The following is a 21,019-nucleotide window of genomic DNA, read 5'->3' as shown; positions in this document are numbered from 1 at the left end:
GTCGCCGATGGTTCAGCCGGGGTTGGCGGCCAGTCCCCAGCGCTTCACCCGCTCATCGATCGTCGGCAACACCTTGCGGGCCGCTTCCAGATCGGCGTCACCATCCCCGGGCTTGCCCAGGCGGCCGCGCACGAGGCCGCGACCGTAGCGGGCCCAGGCCAGGTCGTCCTTGACCTTCAGCGCGTGGTCGAAGTCGGACAGCGCCTTGTTCAGCTCGCCCCGGCGCAGACGCACCCAGGCGCGGCTGTCGCGGAAGCTGGCGTTGTCCGGCTCGAAATCGATCGCCTTGTCGCAGTCCTTCAGCGCCTGATCCAGCCCGGTGTTGAGCAGCATTCGCGCCCAGCAGCGGCTGTTGAGCGCGCCGGCCATCTCGATGTCTTGGTCACGCGCGGCGATCCACTGGTCGAGCTGCGGAATCACGCGGTCTTGCAGACCCATCCGTTCGTAGAGTCGGGCCAGTTGCAAGCGCTGGTGCGCCTGGGGCGGCAGCAGGCGGTCCAGCGCCTCGATGTCCAGTAGCGCGCCGTCGCGGTTGCGCTGGCTCTCGCGAAACCAGGCGCGGCGCAGCAGCGCGTCGGGCTGCGTGGGCACGAGCTTCAGCGCGGACTCGTAGTCGGCGATGGCCTCGGGGCCCTGGTGCAGCGCCTCGTGGACCTCGCCGCGCTGTACGAGCACGGCGGCGTTGCCGGGCTCCATCTCCAGGGCACGATCCAGGTCGGCCAGCGCGGCGCGGTAGTCGTGGCGAGAGGCGGCACCGGCTCCGCGGCGCGCATAGGCGTCCGCATCGGCCAACTCCGGCGCGGAGGCGCCGTCTTCCGCCGCTGCGGCGACTTCGCTGAGTGCGAACACGCGGCCGCCGTTGTAGGTGAAGTACATCTTGCGCTGGCTCTTGGAAACGTAGATCCGGTGCGACAGGAAGAAGTCGATGCCCAGCAGCATGTCCGTCTTCATGCCGTCGAAGTCGACGATCGGGATGCGCACGTTCGAGGTCTTCTCGCCACCGACGACGAAGCTGTCGAACGCTGCGGTCCAGCGCTTCGCGTAGCCGAGCCCGGCGCCACCGGAAAGGCCCGCAGGCTTCATCGCTGTCTCGGGGATGCCCAGGCTCTTGGCGGCGGACAGCGAGACCAGTGAACTGGCGCCTGTGTCGAACAAGGCGCGCAGCTTCTTGCCATTGAGCTCGACGACGGCTTGCATCGCCGGCAGTTTCGACCGCGAATCGTCGCGCAGCAGTCGCAGCTCCGACACGGGCTTGTCTGCGGCCCAGTAGGCCATGCCCATGTCGCTGCAATCGCCCTTCGGGAACATCAGGCGGATCGCGCCGTGGGCGAGGTCGTACTCGATGTCGGTGATGGCCAGGAAGTTGCGGCCGAGGATGCCCATCGTGCCGGCGCCCGGCTCGTTGCCGCCGACGATGAAGTCCATGTCCGGCAGCTTGCCGCCGACCAGGTTCATTTCCTTGACGTTGGTCAGGCCGGCGTCCACCTCACCGGTCAGCCCCTCGATGCGCAGACCCCATGGGAGGGGGCCGACCCTGAGCTTCAGTTGCTGCGCCACGGCCGGCGTCAGGAAGCTGAAGAAGGCGCCGCTGTCCACCGTCAGCGGTACCTCCGTGCCATTGATGGTGACGGTGGCGACAGCGCGCGAGCCCCTCATCGCGATCGGGATCTCCAGCGCCTGGAGGCTGCATTTCTCGGCTGCCGCGGCTGGCGGCGCCTGCAAGGCGGCGATGAGTGACATCGCCAACGCCCCGCATGCCATGCGCACGCTGCGCCTGGCCATCGTTCCGATTCTTGTGGACACCTGTTGTTCTCCCCGGGATCTCCCCGGGACTTTAGGGCAGCCATGTAAGGCGCCCATGTCCGGGCATTCCCGGGGATGATGTCCCTTCTTCTACTTCGTTAGTAGCCGATCACCGTGCGGATCGACTTGCCTTCATGCATCAGGTCGAAGGCTTCGTTGATGCCTTCCAGCGGGCGCGTGTGGGTGACGAACGGAGCCAGGTCGATCTCGCCCTTCATCGCGTCCTCCACCATGCCGGGCAACTGGCTGCGGCCCTTGACGCCGCCGAAGGCCGTGCCCATCCACTTGCGGCCGGTGACCAGCTGGAACGGCCGGGTGGAAATCTCCTGTCCCGCGCCGGCCACGCCGATGATGATGGACTGCCCCCAGCCGCGGTGCGCGCATTCGAGCGCCGCGCGCATCACCTTGACGTTGCCGATGCACTCGAAGGAATGGTCGACGCCCCAGCCCGTCATCTCGACGATCACCTGCTGGATCGGCTTGTCGCCGAAGTCCTTCGGGTTGATGCAGTCGGTGGCGCCGAAGACCTTGGCCAGTTCGAATTTCTCCGGGTTCATGTCGATCGCGATGATGCGGCCGGCCTTGGCCTGGCGCGCGCCCTGGACGACGGCCAGGCCGATGCCGCCGAGGCCGAACACGGCGACCGTGTCGCCGGGCTGGACCTTGGCCGTGTTGTGCACGGCGCCGATGCCGGTCGTCACGCCGCAGCCCAGCAGACAGACCTGCTCGGGATTGGCGTCGGGGTTGATCTTGGCCAGCGACACCTCGGCCACGACGGTGTACTCGCTGAAGGTCGAGCAGCCCATGTAGTGGTAGATCGGCTTGCCTTCGTAGGAGAAGCGCGTCGTGCCGTCGGGCATCACGCCCTTGCCCTGGGTGGCGCGCACGGCCACGCAGAGGTTGGTCTTGCCGGACTTGCAGAACAGGCACTCGCCGCACTCGGCGGTGTAGAGCGGGATCACGTGGTCGCCGGGCTTGACGCTGGTGACGCCTTCGCCGACCTCGACGACGATGCCTGCGCCCTCATGGCCCAGCACCGCGGGGAAGAGGCCTTCCGGATCGTCGCCCGACAGCGTGAACGCATCGGTGTGGCAGACGCCGGTGTGGGTGATCTTGACGAGCACCTCGCCCTTGCGCGGCGGTTCGACATCGATCTCGACGATCTGCAGGGGCTGGCCGGCTGCGAAGGCCACGGCGGCGCGGGATTTCATCGGGAATTCCTTTCTGGTTTCAGGATGCGTTCGGGGACAGCAGCAGCGCTTCGAGCGTGCGGCGGTAGATGTTCTTCAGCGGCTCCAGGCTGTCCGCGGGCAGGTTCTCGTCGATCTTGTGGATCGTCGCGTTGACCGGGCCCAACTCGATCACCTGCGGGCAGATCTTCGCGATGAAGCGACCGTCGGAGGTGCCGCCGGTGGTGGACAGCTGCGTGCCGATGCCCAGCTCGGCATGGATCGCCGCGGCGATGGCCTCGCTGAGCGTGCCCACCGGCGTCAGGAAGGGCTCGCCGCCGAGCGTCCAGTCCAGCGTGCACTCCAGGCCGTGGCGGTCCAGCAGTTCGTGGACGCGGGCCTTCAGGCCCTCCGGCGTGGACTCGGTGCAGAAGCGGAAGTTGAAGTCCACCGTCATGTCGCCGGGGATCACGTTGGTGGCGCGGGTGCCGGCGGCCACGTTGCTGATCTGGAAGGTGGTGGCGGGGAAGTAGTCGTTGCCGGTGTCCCATTGCACGGCCACCAGCTCGGCCAGCGCAGCGGCAGCCTGGTGCACCGGATTGCGGGCGAGCTGCGGATAGGCGACGTGGCCCTGGATGCCGATCACGCGCAGCCGGCCGCTCAGCGTGCCGCGGCGGCCGTTCTTGACCATGTCGCCGACGGTCTCCACGGCCGTCGGCTCGCCGACGATGCAGTAGTCCAGCCGCTGCTGCCGCGCCTTCAGCACTTCGCAGCAGACCTTCGTGCCATCGACCGACGGGCCTTCCTCATCGCTGGTCAGCAGGAAGGCGAGGCTGCCCGTGTGCCCCGGATGCGCGGCGACGAATTCCTCGGCCGCGATGACCATTGCCGCCACCGAGCCCTTCATGTCCGCCGCGCCACGGCCGTAGATGCGCCCATCGCGATAGCTGGGCACGAAAGGGTCGCTGGCCCAGGCATCGAGCCGACCGGGCGGGACGACGTCGGTATGGCCGGCGAACATCAGCACCGGGCCGTTCGCATCAGTCCCACGGCGCAGTGCCCATAGATTGCTGACGCGAAAGCTCGACGGACCGCTGTCCATCCGCTCGATCTCGAAGCCCAGCGGCGCGAGGCGCGCGGCGATCAGGTCCTGGCAGCCGGCGTCATCGGGCGTGACCGAGGGCCGGGCGATCAGTTGCTCCAGCAACGCAAGGACCCCGTTCATCGGCCCTCCGGTGGCCAGGTATTTCGGGCCGAGCGCCGGGCCGTCCCAAGCCGGCCCGGTTGGCGATGTGCTTGCGGCTCGATGCCGCAAGCATCGCCGTCCCCTCGGGGGACCGACCGGGCTCGCCTGCGTTCAGCAAGGCGAGATTGGGCGAGGGGCTCAATCACTCGCGGACGTCCAGCGTGATCTCGGTGAAGCTCGCCTCGTCGCTGGCCTTCTCCTCGACCTTGGGTGCATTCGCCTTCGCGCCGGGCTGGTCGTTCTGCAGACGCCACAGCAGGTTGGTCGGCGAGTCGGCGAAGGCCAGGCCCTCCTCGCGGGTGATCACGCCGTCGGTGATCAGCTTGGCGAAGTGTTCCTCGTAGGTCTGCGAGCCCTCGGCGATGGACTTTTCCATCGCTTCCTTGACGCCGCCGAAGTCGCCTTGCTCGATCAGCTCGGAGATCAGCTTGGTGTTCAGCAGGATCTCGATCACCGGCACGCGGCCGCTGCTGACCGATTTCACCAGCCGCTGCGAGATGATGGACTTCAGGCCCGCGGCCAGGTCGTTCAGCAGGGCGGGGCGCGATTCGGGCGTGTAGAACGAGAGGATCCGGTTCAGCGCGTGATAGGTGTTGTTACCGTGCAGGGTGGCCAGCACCAGGTGGCCCGACAGCGCATAGGAGATCGCGGCGGTCATCGTCTCGCGGTCGCGGATTTCGCCGATCAGGATGCAATCGGGCGCCTGGCGCAGCGCGTTCTTCAATGCGATCTGCAGCGAGGCGGTGTCGCGCCCGACCTCGCGCTGGTTGACGACCGAGCGCTTGTTGCTGAACAGGTATTCCAGCGGATCCTCGATCGTCAGGATGTGGCCCGACATCGTCTGGTTGCGATGCTCCAGCATCGACGCGAGCGTCGTGCTCTTGCCGGTGCCGGTGGCGCCCACCATCAGGATCAGGCCGCGCTTCTCGGTCACCATGCGGCCGAGGATGTCCGGCAGGTTCAGGCTCTGCAGCGAAGGGATGCTGTGCGGGATGTGGCGGAACACGCCGGCGATCGTGCCGCGCTGGCGAAAGCCCGAAAGCCGGAAGCTGCCGACTCTTGGCACCGACACGGCCATGTTCAGCTCGCCCACCTGGTCCAGCTCGGCCAGGTGCGCGGGCTCCACCACCTCGGAGATCAGCTGCCGCGGCTGGCCCGGACCGAGCAGTTGGTCGGACAGCTGGACGATCTGGCCGTTGATCCGCATCAGCACCGGCATATTGGCCGAGAGGTAGACGTCGGACGCCCCCTTGTCGGCCATCAGCCGCAGGATCCGTTCCATGTTTCCGCTGGTGGCCATGCCGGTTCTCCCTCCGCTCGGCTAACTCGTTATTTGCCTGGTCAGGCGCGCAGCAGGTCGTTGATGCTGGTCTTGGCGCGGGTGCCGGCGTCGACCTTCTTGACGATGATGGCGGCGTAGAGGCTGTACTTGTCGCGCGGCAGGCTGCCGCTGATGACGACCGAGCCGGCCGGCACGCGGCCGTAGCTGACGGTGTCGGTCTCGCGGTCGTAGATCGGGGTGCTCTGGCCGATGTAGACGCCCATCGAGATGACCGAGTTCTCCTCGACGATCACGCCTTCGACGACTTCCGAGCGGGCGCCGACGAAGCAGTTGTCTTCGATGATGGTCGGGTTGGCCTGCAGCGGCTCCAGCACGCCGCCAATGCCGACGCCGCCGGACAGGTGCACGTTCTTGCCGATCTGCGCGCAGGAACCGACGGTGGCCCAGGTGTCCACCATCGTGCCTTCATCCACATAGGCGCCGATGTTCACGTAGGAGGGCATCAGCACGACGTTCTTCGCCTGGTAGCTGCCGCGGCGGGCCACGGCCGGCGGCACGACGCGCACGCCGGAGGCGCGGATCTGCTCTTCGCTTAGGCTGCCGTACTTGCTGGGCACCTTGTCGAAGAAGGTCATGTCGCCGGCGCCCATCAGCTTGTTGTCGTTCAGGCGGAAGGACAGCAGCACGGCCTTCTTGACCCACTGGTGCACGGTCCACTGGCCGACGCTCTGGCGCTCGGCCACGCGCAAGGTGCCTGCGTCCAGCGCGGCGATCACTTCCTCGACGGCGGCGCGCACCTCGGGGGCGTTGGTCGGGTTGATGTTGGCGCGGCCTTCCCAGGCGAGGTCGATCGTGGGTTGCAGGCGGGCGATGTCGGGAGTGCTCATGGGACGGCTTTGAAGGATTGAGTGAAGGAAGCGATTCGGTGCGCGGCTTCCAGGCATTCGGCCGTCTCGGCCACCAGGGCCATGCGGAAACGGCCCGCGCCGGGATTGACGCCGTGGGCCGTGCGCGCCAGCAGGCTGCCCGGCAGGACGGTCACATTGTATTGAGCGAGCAGCTGCTGGGCGAAGGCGATGTCGTCACCGCCGTGGATGTGCTTCGGTACGGCGGCCCAGAGGTAGAAGCTCGCGTCGGGCAGGGCGACGTCCAGGTGCGGCGTCAGCACCGGCATCACCTGCGCGAACTTGGCGCGGTACTGCTCGCGGTTGGCGATCACGTGGGCCTCGTCGTTCCAGGCGGCGATGCTGGCCGCCTGCACCATCGGGTTCATCGCGCTGCCGTGGTAGGTTCGGTAGAGCAGGAAGTTCTTGATGATGGCCGCGTCGCCGGCGACGAAGCCGGAGCGCATGCCGGGCACGTTGGAGCGCTTGGACAGGCTGGTCAGGATGATCAGGTTCTTGTAGTCCGTGCGGCCCAGCTTGGCCGCGGCTTCCAGGCCGCCGAGCGGCGCGTCCTCGCGGAAGTAGATCTCCGAGTAGCACTCGTCCGACGCGATCACGAAGCCGTGCCGGTCGCTCAGCTCGAACAGGGTCTTCCACTCCGACAGCGGCATCACCGCGCCGGTCGGGTTGCCGGGCGAGCAGACGTAGAGCAACTGCGTGCGCGCCCAGGTGGCCTCGTCGATCTGGCCCCAGTCGGCAGCGAAGTTGCGGGCCGGGTCGGAGTTGGCGAAGGCCGTCTCGGCGCCGGCCAGCAGGGCCGCGCCTTCGTAGATTTGATAGAACGGATTCGGGCAGACGACGGTGGCGCCGGGCTGGCTCGGGTCGATCACCGTCTGCGCCAGCGCGAACAGCGCCTCCCGCGAACCATTGACCGGCAGCACCTGCGTGGCGGCATCCAGCTTCAGGCCGTAGCGGCGCTCCAGCCAGCCGGCGCAGGCCTGGCGCAGCAGCGGCTGGCCGGCGGTGGCCGGGTAGGCGGCCAGCGATTTCAGGCTGCCGACCAGCGCGTCTTCCACCAGCTTGGGCGCCGGGTGCTTGGGCTCGCCGATGCCCAGGCTGATGTGGCGCAGGGCGGGGTTCGGCGTGATGTCCTTCGTCAGCGCGGCCATGCGCTCGAAGGGATACGGGTGGAGCTTCTGGAGCAGCGGATTCGTCATGGTTATCGAATCATAGCCAGCCGATGCAGCCCGGCTGACCACAGCGGCAGGCGAGCCGCCCTTCGTGATGGGTCTGGCCGTAGTCCACGGTCAGCTCTTCGCCGGCCTCGATGTCGCGCAGGGCGAAGAACTCGATCGCACCGGCCTCGACGCCGATGCGTGCGTTCGGCTGGCAGGAATGGTTGGTGAAGCGCAGCGGGTCGGCCGAGCGAGTCGCGTCGACGGCGCGGCTGGCCGACAGCTCCACCATCATGATCCGCTGCCGGCCCTGGGCCCGCCGCCGCGCCTCGGCCACGGTGATGGCCTCGCCAGTCAGCTCACCTAACTTGCGATCTGCACTGACCGCCTCGGCCGCGAACACGCCGTAGCCATCGATGCGGCTGCGCGCGATGCGCAGGGCGACAAGCGTGTTGGCAAAGTCGGCGTCGATCGGCAAGTGGCCTGCTTGCTTACTTGATCAGGCCGGTTTCCATCGCGAACGAAGGCAGGTCCACCTTCGGTGCCGGCTTCCATCCCTTCTTGCGGTGCTCGGTGACGATGTTGGTGTAGATGCCGCCGCGCACGTACCACTTGGCGGTGATGCGGATGTAGCGCGGGTCGGTGACCTTGATGATGTCTTCCATGATGGTGTTGGTCACCTTCTCGTGGAAAGCGCCTTCGTTGCGATAGCTCCAGAAGTACATCTTCAGGCTCTTCAGCTCGATGCAGCGCTGGTCCGCGATCATGTCGATCACGAAGTGGGCGAAGTCGGGCTGGCCGGTCAGCGGGCAGTGGCAGGTGAACTCGGGCACCTGGAACTGGATCAGGTAGTCGCGCTCGGGCGCCGGGTTGGGGAAGACGTGCAGTTCCTTGCTCGGCGCCGAGGGCGGGTTCGGCGGCATTTCGCGCATCTTGGGTGCGGCGGCCTTCGAGGCAGTCTTGGATGCGGTCTTGGTGGTTTTTGTAGGGGTGGACTTGGCCATGATGGTGCTCAATTTCAGAGGGCGCGAATGTTATCATCCGGCCAGTCACGAAGCCCCTGCGAAGGGGCTTTTTTGCAGATAAATCAATGGCTTAGATGCGCCACTAATGCGGCTTAACTCGATCAAGCTCTCCGGCTTCAAGTCCTTCGCCGAACACACCGTGTTTCAGTTGCCCGGGCAATTGGTCGGCGTCGTGGGCCCGAATGGCTGCGGCAAGTCCAACATCATGGACGCCGTTCGTTGGGTGCTGGGCGAGAGTAAGGCGAGCGAGCTGCGCGGCGAATCGATGCAGGACGTCATCTTCAATGGCTCCGGCAACCGCAAGCCCGCCAGCCGTGCCAGCGTGGAACTGGTCTTCAGCAACGAGGACGCCCGCGCCGGTGGCCAGTGGAACCAGTTCAGCGAGATCGCCGTCAGGCGCGTGCTGACGCGCGACGGCTCCAGCAGCTACTTCATCAACAACCAGCCGGTGCGCCGCCGCGACGTGCAGGACGTGTTCCTCGGCACGGGCCTGGGCCCGCGCGCCTACGCGATCATCGGCCAGGGCACGATCAGCCGCATCATCGAGAGCAAGCCGGAAGAGATGCGCATGTTCCTCGAGGAGGCCGCCGGCGTCTCCAAGTACAAGGAACGCCGCCGTGAGACCGAGAACCGGCTGAAGGACACGCGCGAGAACCTGACCCGCGTCGACGACATCCTGCGCGAGCTGAACAACAACCTCGAGAAGCTGGAGAAGCAGGCCGAGGTGGCAGCCAGCTACCGCAACCTGCAGGACGCCGGCACCTTGAAGCTGCATCAGCTCTGGTTCCTGAAGCACCGCGACGCGACCGGCGAGGCTGCGCGCGTGAAGGCCGAGCACCTGGAGGCCGTCAACGCGCTGGAGTCGCGCGTGGCGGATCTGCGCCAGGTGGAGGCCGAGCTGGAGACGATCCGCCAGGCCCACTACGCCGCCGGCGACGAGCTGCACGCCTCGCAGGGCCGCTATGCCGAGGCGCAGCTCGAGGTGAGCCGCCTGGAGGAGCGCATCCGCTACGTGGTCGAAGGCCGCCAGCGCGTCGAGGCGCGGCTGGTGGAGCTGAAGGCGCAGAACGAGCAGTGGCAGGAGCGCTCGCTGGCCGCGCAGGCCGAGATGGAGACGATCGCCGAGCTGATCGCCACCGCCGAGGAGCAGAGCGAGATCCTCGCGGCCCAGGCCGAAGAGCAGGCGATGAACCTGCCCAACGCGGAAGACGCCGTGCGCGCCGCCCAGGCGAGGGCGAACGAACAGCGCGCGATGGTCACCCAGGTGCAGCAGCAGATCCAGGTGCTGGCCGCCGACAGCCGCAATATCGACGAACAGTCGCGCCAGCTCCGCACGCGCCGCGAGCGCCTGGCCACCGAGCGCCAGGGCCTGGCCGCGCCTGAGGCCGAACGCCTGGCCGAGCTGAAGCAGCAGAGCGAGGCCGCCGACGAGGCACGCGACATGGCCGACGCGCGGCTCGCCGAACTGTCCGAGCAGGTGCCGGCGATGGAGGACGCCCGCCGCGCCGCGCAGGACGATGCCAACGCTCAATTGGGCAAGCAATCCGCGCTGAGCGCCCGGCTCGACGCGCTGCGCGCGCTGCAGGAAAAGGTCCAGACCGAAGGCAAGCTCAAGCCCTGGCTGGCCAAGCACGGGCTCGACGGCCTGCAGGGCCTGTGGACCCGGCTGCACGTCAAGACCGGCTGGGAGAACGCGCTGGAGGCCGCGCTGCGCGAGCGGATGGGCGCGCTGGAAGTCGGCCGCCTGGAGACGGTGCGCGCCTTCGCGCAGGACGCACCGCCCGCGCGCCTGGCCTTCTACTCGCCGCCGCCGGCCGGCATCGTCAACACGCACGAAACGCTGGAGAAGCTCAGCGACCTGCTGCTGCTCAACGACGCCGGCCTGAAGGCCCTGCTGAACGACTGGCTCGAAGGCGTGTACACCGCGCCCTCGATGGACGCCGCGCTGGCCGACCGCGCCAAGCTGACCCATGGCGAGCTGATCATGACGCCCGAGGGCCATGCGGTGAGCCAGTTCGCCGTCAGCTTCTACGCGCCCGACTCCGAGCAGGCCGGCATGCTGGCCCGCGCGCAGGAGATCGAACACCTGGTGCTGGAGCTCCGCGCCCAGCAACTGATTGCCGAAGAAGCGAAGAGCCAGCTGATCCGCACCGAGGCCGGCTACACCGAGGCCTCGCAGCGCCTCGTGGCATTGCGCCGCGAGGCCGGTGAGACGCAGACCCGCGCGCATCAGCTCCACGTCGAGCTGCTGCGCCTGTCCCAGCAGGCCGAAGCCGCGTCCAGCCGCCGCACGCAGCTCGAAGAGGAACTGGCCGAGATCGATGCCCAGGCCGAGGAACTGCAGGAACGCCGCACCACCGGCGAGGCCCGCTTCGAGGAACTCGACATCCAGCTCGGCAACACGCAGGAGCGCCATGCGGAGCTGGAAGACGGCGTGATCGCCGCCGAGCGCAAGCTCGCCGAGGCCCGCGAGCAGCTCCGCGCGCTGGAGCGCCGCGCCCAGGAATCGCAGTTCAGCGCCCGTGAGCGCGCCGCGCGCCGCGGCGAACTGCAGCGCTCGATCGAGACGGCCGTCCAGCAGCAGCAGACCAACGCCGCGTCCGCGGAGAGCCTGCAGCGCGAGATGGAGACGCTGAACGATGCCGCCGCCCAGGCCGGCCTGCAGGACGCGCTGGCGATGAAGATGGAGCGCGAGCAGGCGCTGGCCGCCGTGCGCAGCGGCTACGACGACCTGACGATGCGACTGCGCAAGGCCGACGAGCAGCGCCTGACGTTCGAGCGCAGCCTCGACCCGCTGCGCGAGCGCCTGACCAAGCTGCAGCTGGAAGAGCAGGCGGCCCAGCTCGGCGGTGCGCAGTACATGGAACAGCTCGTCGCGGCCGAGGTGGACCTCGAAGCGCTGGCGAAGTCGATCGAGGAGGGCGCGGTGAAGCTCTACGGCCTGCAGGGCGAGATCGACCGCATCAACCGCGAGATCGCCGCGCTCGGTGCCGTCAACCTCGCCGCGCTGGACGAACTGACCGCCTCGCGCGAGCGCAAAAATTTCCTCGACGCGCAGTGCGCCGACCTCAGCTCCGCGATGAAGACGCTGGAGGACGCGATCCACAAGATCGACCTGGAAACGCGCGACCTGCTTGCCGCCACCTTCAACCAGGTGAACGAGCACTTCGGCCGCATGTTCCCGGTGCTGTTCGGCGGCGGGCAGGCCAAGCTGACGATGGTGGGCGACGAGATCCTCGACGCCGGCGTGCAGGTGATGGCGCAGCCGCCGGGCAAGAAGAACTCGACGATCCACCTGCTCTCGGGCGGCGAGAAGGCGCTGACGGCGATCGCACTGGTGTTCGCGATCTTCCAGCTGAACCCGGCGCCGTTCTGCCTGCTCGACGAGGTGGACGCGCCGCTGGACGACGCCAACACCGAGCGCTACGCGAAGCTGGTGGCCGAGATGAGCGCGGGAACGCAGTTCCTCTTCATCTCGCACAACAAGATCGCCATGGAAATGGCACAACAACTGATTGGGGTGACGATGCAGGAACAGGGTGTGTCGCGGATCGTGGCGGTGGACATGGACAAGGCCTTGAGCATGGCGGAGCTGGCATGACCCTTACTGTGATGCTGGCGATTCTTGGCGGCTTGGTGCTGGCTGCGGTGATCGGCCACGGCGCCTGGACGGCGCGCAAGGCCGGGCCGCGGCAGGCCGTGCAGCAGCCGCAGGTCGAGCCGCAGCTCGACGGGCAGGGCGAGCGGGTGGAGCCGGGGCTGGCGCCCGAACTGGATGGCAGCGAGCCGCCCGTTGCGGCCGAACCCGGTGCACCGCCGGCCGCTCCGCGCCTGCCGCGCAAGCCCTCGGCCCGCATCGATGCGCTGATCGATGCGATCGCGATGGTCACGCTCGAATCGCCGGTCAGCGGCGAGATGGCGCTGCAGCACCTGCCGCCGAGCCGTCGTGCCGGCACCAAGCCCTTCCACATCGAGGGCCTGAATGCCGAGAGCGGCGACTGGGAACTGCCTTCGCCGGGCCAGCGCTACGGCGAGTTCCAGGCCGGCGTGCAGATCGCCAACCGCAGTGGCGCGCTGAACGAGATCGAGTACTCGGAGTTCGTGCAGAAGATCCAGGCCTTTGCCGAAGGCATCGGCGCGTTCGCGCAGTTCCCGGATATGTTGGAAGTGGTGGCCGGCGCTCGCGAGCTGGACCAGTTCGCCGGTGCGCACGACGCGCAGCTCGCCATGGTGCTGCGCCCGCGCACGGTGGCCTGGACGCTCGGCTTCGTACTGCAGATGGCCGCCAAGCACGGTTTCGTGCCCGGCGCCATTCCCGGCCGGCTGGTGCTGCCGGCGGCCGAGGAGGGCGCGCCGCCGATCCTGATCCTGTCGTTCGACGCGCAGGCCGCGCTGGCCGAGAACCCGCAGCAGTCGCCGCTGCGCGAGCTGGTGCTGTCGCTGGACGTGCCGCAGACGCCGGCCACGCTGGAGCCCTTCGCAGCCTGGCAGGAGGCCGCGCGTGGCCTCTCGCGCGACATTGAAGCTGAAATCTGTGACGACCGGGGCCATGTCTTGTCTCTGCACGCCTTCGCAGCGATCGGCCAGGAACTGAACGGGCTTTACGATGCCCTGGCCGCACGCGATGTGCCGGCCGGCTCGCTGGCAGCGAGGCGCTTGTTCAGCTGATCGGGAGCACGGCGATGGCGATGGGCGAAGGCAGGCTGGAGGCGTTCAGCGATGGCGTGATCGCGATCATCATCACGATCATGGTGCTCGAGATGAAGGTGCCGCACGGCGACTCGATCGAGGCGCTGGCGCCGCTGATCCCGGTGTTCCTCAGCTACGTGCTGAGCTTCGTCTACGTCGGCATCTACTGGAACAACCACCACCACCTGCTGCACGCCTGTACGAGCGTGAACGGCGGCATCCTGTGGGCCAACCTGCACCTGCTGTTCTGGCTCTCGCTGCTGCCCTTCGTCACCGGCTGGATGGGCGAGAACCACTTCGCCGCCTTGCCTTCGGCGATGTATGGCGGCGTGCTGCTGGCCAGCGCCGTGGCCTACTGGCTCCTGCAGCGCGCGATCGTCAATGCGCAGGGGGCGGAGTCGGCGCTGAAGACGGCGCTCGGCGGCGATTGGAAGGGCAAGATCTCGCCAGTGCTGTACGTCGGCGGCATCGTGCTGAGCTGCTACTGGAACGTGGGCGGGATGCTGCTGTACGGCCTGGCCGCGCTGCTGTGGCTGGTGCCGGACCGCCGCATCGAGCGGTCCCTGCACGAATGAGCACGTCAGCCGAACAACTCGGCTAGTCGCTCGACTGCCGCCACCGACTGCGCGCGGTCGATGCTCGCATCGGCATTGCCAAAGTCGTGCTCGCCTTGCGACTGCACCAGCAGGCCGTCCGAGCGCGGCACCATCGACAGGTTGTGGCCGCGCCAGAACACCATGTAGTCCACCTCCGGCTGCGGGATTAGCCGGGCGGTCTGGCCGCGCACGGGCACCAGCGTCTCGTCGCCGAAGAGTGCCCGCGCGCCATAGCCGGTGCAGTTGACGATCGTGCGCTCCGGCAGCCGCGCCAGTTCGCGCGCGTTGGCGAATTCCTGGTGGACGATCTCGCCGCCGTTGCGCAGGAAGTCTTCCAGCAGCAGACGCTGGTAGCTCGCCAGGTTGAACACCATCTGCGTGATGCGCCGCGCGTGCTGCACCTTGAACGGATGCTCGTGCGGCTGCAGGTTCACCGGGCGCGGGCGTAGGTCGGGGATCTGCGTGTAGAGGTCCGGGTAGTCGGGCTCGCCAGGCGGTTCGCTGCCGGGCTGGTCGTCGTTCCACAGCACGTAGCCGTCGCGCCATTGCACCGGCTCGCCGGCGATACCCAGCAGGCTCTGGTAGGTGCGGAAGCCGCTGCGCGCCATCCACTCCCAGCGTTGGCGGAAGGCCGGCGTGGCGTGCTCGGCGGCGCAGATGCGCGAGTCCGGCGTCCACAGGCCGGTGGCGCGCGAGGAGGCCACCTCGGGCGGCCGTTCCTTGCAGTAGATGCGCACCTTCAGACCGGCGTCCTGCGCCACGCGCGCCGTCGTCAGGCCGATCGCGCCGCAGCCGATCACGGCGATGCGCCGCGGCTTGTCGGCCAGGATCAGCGGCAGCGCCACGCGCGCGGAGCCCCAGGACAGCGACCAGCCGCTGCCGCCGTGGCCGTAGTGGTGGACGACATGCTTGCCGTGCAGCTGCTGTGCCTCGATGCGCGGTCCCTGCGGGCGGAACGGGCGGGTGCAGACCTCGATGTCGATCAGCCGGTCGGCGCTGGCGCGCACGGGCGCGAGCGTGGCGGACCGCGAGGGCGCGAAGCGGACTGGTTGCTGCGGCGACTCGGTGTCGGCCTGGGCGAGGGCGGAGGCACCGGCCAGCAGGGCCGGCGCAGCGCGAAGCAGGTGGCGTCGTTTCATTGAGGCCGTTTTATACGCGAGCGCGCGCGGCCGGTCCCATTCCGATGTGTCAGGGGCCCATGCTCGCCATCGATGCCCCGGAGGAGCCGGGTTTCGGCGGCGCAGCCATCGGCGGCGCCGGGCGCGGCAGGAACAACTGCAAGGTCAGCCGTGCCGGCGCGTTGCTCGTCGTCGCGGTGACGCAATGCCACTCGGTGTCGGTCATCAGCGCATAGGCGTTGTGGCGCGGCCGGATCATCTGGCTCTGCACCGGCGGGCCCGACCAGTCGTGTCGCTCGATGCCCACGCCCCAGTCCTGCCAGCAGAAGGCGCCGCCGTGGTCGGGGTTCCACTCGCGGTTCAGGTAGACCGTCATCGAGTACTTGTCGACGAAGTCGCTGTGCCAGGGGATGTAGCTGCCCGGCGGCCAGGCATAGAACATCACCGTCTCGCCCTGGTGCAGGTAGGGCAGCTTGCCGCGCGCATGCAGCTCGGCCAGCAGGTCGTTCGAGAAGCTCTGCTCGATCGGATGCACCAGCACCGGCGCGCTGGCGTGGACGATGCCCTGGTCCCAGAGGTTGATATTGGTGTTCCAGACCGGCTGCTTGCGCCGTTCCTCGAGGTACTGGAGCAACCGCTCCAACGTGCTCTCGCTGAGCGCATCGCGCCCGTGAATGACAGCCACCGCTTCCGTCCTTGCAGATGAAATGTTTCGAGGCTAGCCGAAGGGTTTGACGCCGCCATGACGCTAAGCTGTCTTCGACAAGGACAGGAGACCCTAACGATGAACCTCATCAGCGTCAAGGACAGGCGCGAGCGCTTCCACCAGCTCCACCAGCAGGGCTGCTTCGTCATCCCGAACCCCTGGGACATCGGCAGCGCGAAGCTGCTGCAGGGCCTGGGCTTCCAGGCGCTGGCCAGCACCAGTTCGGGCTTCGCCTGGTCGCGCGGCCATGCGGACGGGCAGATGGGGCGCGACGCCGTGCTGGCCCACCTGCGCGAGCTGGCCGAGGCGACGGACCTGCCCGTCAACGCCGATTTCGAGAGCGGCTATGCCGATACGCCCGAGGGCGTGGCCGAGAGCGTGCGCATGGCCGTCGCCACCGGCGTGGCCGGCCTGTCGATCGAGGATGCCAGCGGCGACCCCGCCGCGCCGATCCGCAGCTTGGACGACGCGCTCGCCCGGCTGCGCGCCGCCCGCGCGGCGATCGACGGCGAGGCTGCCGCGAGTGGCGCCGTGCTGCTGGTCGGCCGGGCCGAGAACTTCCTGCACGGCCGGCCCGACCTTGACGACACGATCGCCCGCCTGAAGGCCTATGCCGCGGCCGGTGCCGACTGCCTCTACGCCCCCGGCCTGCGCACCCGCGCGCATATCGAGGCCGTGGTCGCCGCGGTGGCGCCTAAGCCGGTGAACCTGCTGATCGGCACGACCAGCGAGTTCAGCGTGGCCGACGTCGCGGCGATGGGCGTGCGCCGCATCAGCGTCGGCGGCGCGCTGGCGCGTTCTGCCTGGGGCGGCTTCCTGCGCGCAGCCAAGGGACTGGCCGAGACGGGGCGCTTCGATGCCTTCGATGGCGCGGCGGCGGGTGGTGAACTGAACCGCCTGCTCGGAGGTGATTAGTCACCGCTATCCGCTGAAGTGACGAGTTATGTGAACGTGCTGGCTGGAACTGCCGAAACCCGCTTCCTATAGTCATTGCCAGCGGCGATTTCCGTCGCCAAGGGAGGCGGCGATGGACCTGAAGCTGTTCCTGAGCCACAACAGCAAGTACGTCGACCTGGCGCACAAGCTGAAGCTGTCGCTGCAGTCGCTGGAGCGCGATGAGCACCACATCGACGTGCGGCTGAGCGCCGACATGCCCGGCGGCACCGATTGGCGCAAGTGGATCGAGACCAATGTGCGCGCCGCGGACCTGTTCCTGCTGCTCTATCCGCACGAGGGCATGGACATGGGCTGGTGCAACTACGAGCTGGGCCGTTTTCACGCCACGGAGAAGCCCGCCGTCTGTCTGATGAACACCGACATCCAGCGCCCGCCGCCGGCCTTCCAGCCGGACCAGGCCTACCGGGCCGATGAAGGCGGCCTGTTCAAGATGTTGCGCGAGTTCTTCGTCGAGGGGCGGTTCAGCGACCACCTCGCCCTGAATCCCGAGGTCGGCAACCCCGCGTCGGACTTCCATGCCCGTGCCCGCGATGTCTGCAAGGTGCTGGCCGGGCAGTTCGCCAAGGCGCGCGTGCGCGAGATGTTCTACGACCGGCGCATCGTCTTCTCGCTCAGCTATGGCGCGGACGGCCTGGTCGACCTCGACCGCTCGACGATCCAGGGCAATGCCGAAGGCCTCGGCCTGGTCGGGCTCAGCGATGCCTCGGTTGCGTCCTGGGCGACGCTGCGGCGCACGGTCTCCGAGCATGCCGAGTGGCTCGACGAGTTGCGCGCCGCGCTGCCGGGCATGCCCACCGGCGCCTTGCCGCCGGCGCTGCCGCCGTTTCGCGCCGCCAGCGGCGTGCACCTGCCGATCATCGTGCGCGCGGCGGTGACCGATGGCCGGATCCAGGAGCTATCGGTGATCTTCGTGTCGGCCGGCATCGAGCGGCTGCGGCCGATGCTCGGCTGGACCTTTCCGCAGGCGGCGCCGCCGGACCTGGCCTACCTGGTGCAACTGGTGCGGCACATCTTCGTGGCGCGCTGGGAGATCCTGGAGCCGCGCTACCAGGAGGCCGCCTTCCGGCAGCCTACGGCCGAGCGCCGCGCACAGCTGGTGCAGGAGGTACTTGCCGGCTACCAGCGCATGCAGGAAGACTTCGAGCGCAGCGGCGATGCAGGACTGGGCCGCTTCTACGGCGCCTTCCAGCGCGGCCTGCGGGACGAGGTGAATGCCTGCAGCCAGGAGTACCAGGAGCTGACCGCCAGGCTGCGCGAGCTGGCGCAGCCGCAGGGCGGAGAGCCCGCTGCCACCTTGAAGGGCCTGCTCGTCAACAACGCGCGCTGGCTGAGCCTGATCGCGCGCCAGTTCGACTTCGCGGTGGGCGACCTGTACTGAGCTCAGGCCCCCTGCAGCCGGAACCGGCCCACCACCTCCGTCAGCCGCGCCGCCTGGTCGCGCAGCGATTCGGAAGCGGCGGCGGATTCCTCCACCAGCGCCGCGTTCTGCTGCGTCATGCCGTCGAGATGGCCGATCGCGGTGTTGACCTCGCCCAGGCTCTGCGTCTGCTGCTGGATCGCGCGGGACATCTCGCCGATCAGGCCGCCGACGCGCCGCACGGCGCCGACGACTTCCTCCATCGTCGCGCCGGCATCGGCAACCAGGTGCACGCCGCCGTCCACCTCCTCGACCGAGCGTGAGATCAGCGCCTTGATCTCGCGCGCCGCCTGGGCGCTGCGCTGGGCCAGCGTGCGCACCTCGGAGGCGACGACGGCGAAGCCGCGGCCCTGCTCACCGGCGCGGGCGGCCTCGACGGCCGCGTTCAAGGCGAGGATGTTGGTCTGGAACGCGATGCCGTCGATCACGCCGATGATGTCGCCGATGCGGCGCGAGGTGGCCTGGATGCCTTCCATCGTCGTCACCACGCGCGCCACCACCTCGCCGCCGCGCACCGCCACGCCGCTGGCGGCATCGGCCAAGGTGTGGGCCTGGCGGGCCGCGTCGGCGCTCTGGCGCACGGTGTCGGTGACCTGCTGCATCGCGGCCGAGGTCTGCTGCAGGCTGGAGGCGGCCTGCTCGGTGCGCGTCGACAGGTCATGCCCGCCGCTGGACACCTCGGCGCTGGCCGAGGCGATGCTGTCGGCGCTGAGCTTGACCGTGCCCACCGACAGGTTCAGGGCTTCCTGCATCCGGCCCAGCGCGCGTAGGAGGTCGCCCAGCTCGTCGCCACGGCTGGTCTGGACCCGCGCGCTGAGGTCGCCGCCGGCGATGCGGTGGGCCGCCGCCGCGGCCAGGCCCAGCGGCACCGTCATCGAACGCGTCAGCAGCGCGGCGATCACGCCGCCCAGCGCCACGGCAATGCCCGCCGTCAGCCAGATGCCCCACAGCACCGAGCGGTAGCTCGCGCTGGCGTCGGCATCAGCGCGGGCGACGCCCTGGTCATTGAGATCCTTCAGCGCGGCCATGGCGTCGGTGGTGGAGCGGAAGGCCTTGCGCGAATCGCCGCGCAGGTAGGCCAGCGCGTCCTCGGCCTTGCCTTCGTGCACCAGGGCGAGCAGCCTGGGCTGCGTGGTGCGGTAGCTCTCGATGGCGGCCTTCAGCTCGCTGGCCTTCTGCTCCAGCGCCGAGTCGACCAGCGTCGCCTCGTAGTCCTTCTGCAGCCCGGGCATCAGTTCCCATTGGCGGGCGATGCGGGCGCTTTCGTCGGCGTAGGCCTTCTCGCCGCCGCCCAGCATCAGCTGCAACTCGGCCCGGCGCATCTGGTTCAGCGCCTCGTTCATCGCCGCCAGTTGCTGCGTGCCGGGCAGCCAGCGCTGGGAGAGGGCGCTGACGCTGCCCTGCACCTGGTCGACGCGATCCGCGGCGAACAGGCCCATGCCCAGTACCAGCAGGAGCAAGGCTCCGAAGCCCAGGCCCAGTCGGGGGCCAACGCGCAGGTTCGAAAGAAATGACATGTCTATTCCCTCCCTTTGTCGTATCCGGCGTGAGGAAAATAGCATGGCGCTGGGAAAAACATAACGCCTTTTTTCAGCGGATTGTCGGCAGGCAGGGGCCTGCGCGGCCGGGGCCTAAACTCCGTGGTCCACCACTCCGAGGTCGCTTTTGAGCACAAGCCTGCTGCTGATCTTCCTGCTGATCGCCCTCAGCGCCTTCTTCTCCACCGCCGAGCTGTCGCTGGCCGCCTCGCGCCGCCTGAAGCTGCGGCAGATGGCCGACGAGGGCGATGCGCGCGCCGACCAGGTGATGGCCGTGCAGGAGCAGCCGGGCCATTACTTCACGGTGATCCAGATCGGCATCAACACCCTGGCCATCCTGGCCGGCGTGGTCGGCGAGGGCGCGCTGACGCCGAGCTTCGAGGCGCTGCTGCTGCGCTTTCTGCCGGTGCAGCAGGCGCAGGACGCGGCGTTCGCGCTGTCCTTCATCAGCATCACCACGCTGTTCATCGTGCTGGCGGACCTGGTGCCTAAGCGGCTGTCGATGAATGAACCGGAGCGGATGGCCGTCGTCGTCGTCGGGCCGATGCTGGGCCTGGTGCTGGTGCTGAAGCCACTGGCCTGGGCGCTCTCGGCGCTGACCGGCGCGCTGATCCGCCTGATGGGCCGCCCGGCCGAGCGCGACAACACGATCACGCACCATGACATCCTCGCGCTGGCCGAGGCAGGGAACGAGGCCGGTGTGGTCGACGACGCCGAGCAGCAGGCGATCGAGAACATCTTCGAGCTGGACACGCGGCGCGTGGAGAGCGCCATGACCACGCGCGAGCGCATCGTCTACTTCGCGCAGGACGACGACGACGCGCTGATCCGCACCCGCATCGCCGCGGAGCCGCATTCCACCTACCTCGTCTGCGCCGGCGAGATCGACCAGGTCACCGGCTATGTGGACGCCACCGACCTGTTCCAGCGCGTGCTGCGCGAGGAGCCGATCGACCTGCGCGCGCCGGGCCTGGTGAAGAAGGTGCTGATCGTGCCCGACCGTCTGACCCTGTCCGAAGTGCTGGGCCAGTTCCGCCACGCCCACGAGGACTTCGCGGTGATCGTCAACGAGTACAGCCTGGTGGTGGGCGTGATCACGCTGAACGACGTGATGAGCACCGTGATGGGCAGCCTCGTCGCCACCGATGACGAGGAACAGCAGATCGTCCGCCGCGAGGATGGATCTTTCCTCGCCGACGGCATCACGCCGATCCCCGACGTGAAGCGAGCGCTGGAACTCGAGGCGCTGCCCCATCCCGGCCAGTACGACACCCTGGCCGGCTTCCTGATGGTGATGCTCCGCCGCATCCCCAAGCGCACCGATCAGGTCGTGTGGGAAGGCTGGCGCTTCGAGGTGGTGGACGTCGACCAGTACCGCGTCGACCAGGTCATGATTACCAGAGTGCCGACGTAG

Annotated in this window: 17 protein-coding genes; 6 read left to right on the top strand and 11 right to left on the bottom strand. The window is 68.3% G+C overall.

Features of this window, described 5'->3' with window-relative positions; translation table 11 throughout:
- Positions 1-12: 12 nt before the first annotated feature.
- From SNE35_RS14035 to queF, 8 genes are all read right to left on the bottom strand, one after another.
- On the bottom strand, positions 13-1,740 hold the full coding sequence (locus SNE35_RS14035) for an aspartyl protease family protein (protein WP_320423538.1): 1,728 nt from the start codon (positions 1,738-1,740) through the stop codon (positions 13-15).
- A 161-nt stretch (positions 1,741-1,901) separates the two neighbouring features.
- Complete coding sequence (locus tag SNE35_RS14030) at positions 1,902-3,014, bottom strand: S-(hydroxymethyl)glutathione dehydrogenase/class III alcohol dehydrogenase (RefSeq protein WP_320423537.1); 1,113 nt, start codon at positions 3,012-3,014, stop codon at positions 1,902-1,904.
- A 19-nt stretch (positions 3,015-3,033) separates the two neighbouring features.
- A complete protein-coding gene (gene dapE / locus SNE35_RS14025; RefSeq protein WP_320423536.1) occupies positions 3,034-4,197 on the bottom strand; it encodes a succinyl-diaminopimelate desuccinylase in 1,164 nt (387 codons plus the stop codon).
- Between the two features lie 163 nt (positions 4,198-4,360).
- The gene (locus SNE35_RS14020; RefSeq protein WP_320423535.1) at positions 4,361-5,518 is read right to left on the bottom strand and encodes a PilT/PilU family type 4a pilus ATPase; all 1,158 of its coding nucleotides are present in this window, start codon (positions 5,516-5,518) and stop codon (positions 4,361-4,363) included.
- A 41-nt stretch (positions 5,519-5,559) separates the two neighbouring features.
- Complete coding sequence (gene dapD / locus SNE35_RS14015; protein WP_320423534.1) at positions 5,560-6,387, bottom strand: 2,3,4,5-tetrahydropyridine-2,6-dicarboxylate N-succinyltransferase; 828 nt, start codon at positions 6,385-6,387, stop codon at positions 5,560-5,562.
- Positions 6,384-7,601, bottom strand: coding sequence for a succinyldiaminopimelate transaminase (gene dapC, locus SNE35_RS14010; protein ID WP_320423533.1), 1,218 nt, complete (start codon positions 7,599-7,601; stop codon positions 6,384-6,386). The genes dapD and dapC overlap by 4 nt, the downstream gene beginning before the upstream one ends.
- 10 nt (positions 7,602-7,611) lie before the next feature.
- A complete protein-coding gene (locus SNE35_RS14005) occupies positions 7,612-8,037 on the bottom strand; it encodes an SET domain-containing protein (RefSeq protein WP_320423532.1) in 426 nt (141 codons plus the stop codon).
- A 13-nt stretch (positions 8,038-8,050) separates the two neighbouring features.
- Positions 8,051-8,482 carry a preQ(1) synthase gene (gene queF, locus SNE35_RS14000; protein ID WP_320423838.1) on the bottom strand — a complete coding sequence of 144 codons (432 nt, stop codon included), beginning with the start codon at positions 8,480-8,482 and terminating at the stop codon, positions 8,051-8,053.
- Positions 8,483-8,669: 187 nt separating this feature from the next.
- Between queF and smc the strand changes: the two genes are divergently transcribed.
- The 3 genes from smc to SNE35_RS13985 are packed head-to-tail and all read left to right on the top strand — an operon-like array spanning position 8,670 to position 13,848.
- Positions 8,670-12,185 (top strand): chromosome segregation protein SMC, encoded by a 3,516-nt coding sequence (gene smc / locus SNE35_RS13995; protein WP_320423531.1) that lies wholly within the window; start codon positions 8,670-8,672, stop codon positions 12,183-12,185.
- Positions 12,182-13,252, top strand: coding sequence for a cell division protein FtsZ (locus SNE35_RS13990; protein WP_320423530.1), 1,071 nt, complete (start codon positions 12,182-12,184; stop codon positions 13,250-13,252). Before smc ends, SNE35_RS13990 begins: the two co-directional genes overlap by 4 nt.
- Before the next feature lie 20 nt (positions 13,253-13,272).
- Positions 13,273-13,848, top strand: a complete 576-nt coding sequence (locus tag SNE35_RS13985; protein WP_320423837.1) for a TMEM175 family protein — start codon at positions 13,273-13,275, stop codon at positions 13,846-13,848.
- 5 nt (positions 13,849-13,853) lie between these two features.
- On the opposite strand, the gene SNE35_RS13980 is transcribed toward SNE35_RS13985, so the two are convergent.
- Together SNE35_RS13980 and SNE35_RS13975 are read right to left on the bottom strand one after the other, a co-directional pair.
- Positions 13,854-15,008, bottom strand: a complete 1,155-nt coding sequence (locus SNE35_RS13980) for an FAD-dependent oxidoreductase (protein ID WP_320423529.1) — start codon at positions 15,006-15,008, stop codon at positions 13,854-13,856.
- Between the two features lie 49 nt (positions 15,009-15,057).
- Positions 15,058-15,672, bottom strand: a complete 615-nt coding sequence (locus tag SNE35_RS13975; RefSeq protein ID WP_320423528.1) for a 2OG-Fe(II) oxygenase — start codon at positions 15,670-15,672, stop codon at positions 15,058-15,060.
- Between the two features lie 99 nt (positions 15,673-15,771).
- Between SNE35_RS13975 and SNE35_RS13970 the strand changes: the two genes are divergently transcribed.
- Together SNE35_RS13970 and SNE35_RS13965 are read left to right on the top strand one after the other, a co-directional pair.
- Positions 15,772-16,608 carry an isocitrate lyase/PEP mutase family protein gene (locus SNE35_RS13970; RefSeq protein WP_320423527.1) on the top strand — a complete coding sequence of 279 codons (837 nt, stop codon included), beginning with the start codon at positions 15,772-15,774 and terminating at the stop codon, positions 16,606-16,608.
- A gap of 112 nt (positions 16,609-16,720) precedes the next feature.
- Positions 16,721-18,028 carry a toll/interleukin-1 receptor domain-containing protein gene (locus tag SNE35_RS13965; RefSeq protein ID WP_320423526.1) on the top strand — a complete coding sequence of 436 codons (1,308 nt, stop codon included), beginning with the start codon at positions 16,721-16,723 and terminating at the stop codon, positions 18,026-18,028.
- Between the two features lie 2 nt (positions 18,029-18,030).
- On the opposite strand, the gene SNE35_RS13960 is transcribed toward SNE35_RS13965, so the two are convergent.
- Positions 18,031-19,584: a methyl-accepting chemotaxis protein gene (locus tag SNE35_RS13960; protein ID WP_320423525.1), complete on the bottom strand. Its 1,554-nt coding sequence runs from the start codon at positions 19,582-19,584 to the stop codon at positions 18,031-18,033.
- A 148-nt stretch (positions 19,585-19,732) separates the two neighbouring features.
- Here SNE35_RS13960 and paeA point away from each other — a divergent pair, with 148 nt between their 5' ends.
- A complete protein-coding gene (paeA, locus tag SNE35_RS13955; RefSeq protein ID WP_320423524.1) occupies positions 19,733-21,019 on the top strand; it encodes a polyamine export protein PaeA in 1,287 nt (428 codons plus the stop codon).

Source organism: Roseateles agri, assembly GCF_034043675.1.
GTDB lineage: Bacteria > Pseudomonadota > Gammaproteobacteria > Burkholderiales > Burkholderiaceae_C > KK5.
This window is presented reverse-complemented; position numbering and strand designations above follow the sequence as displayed.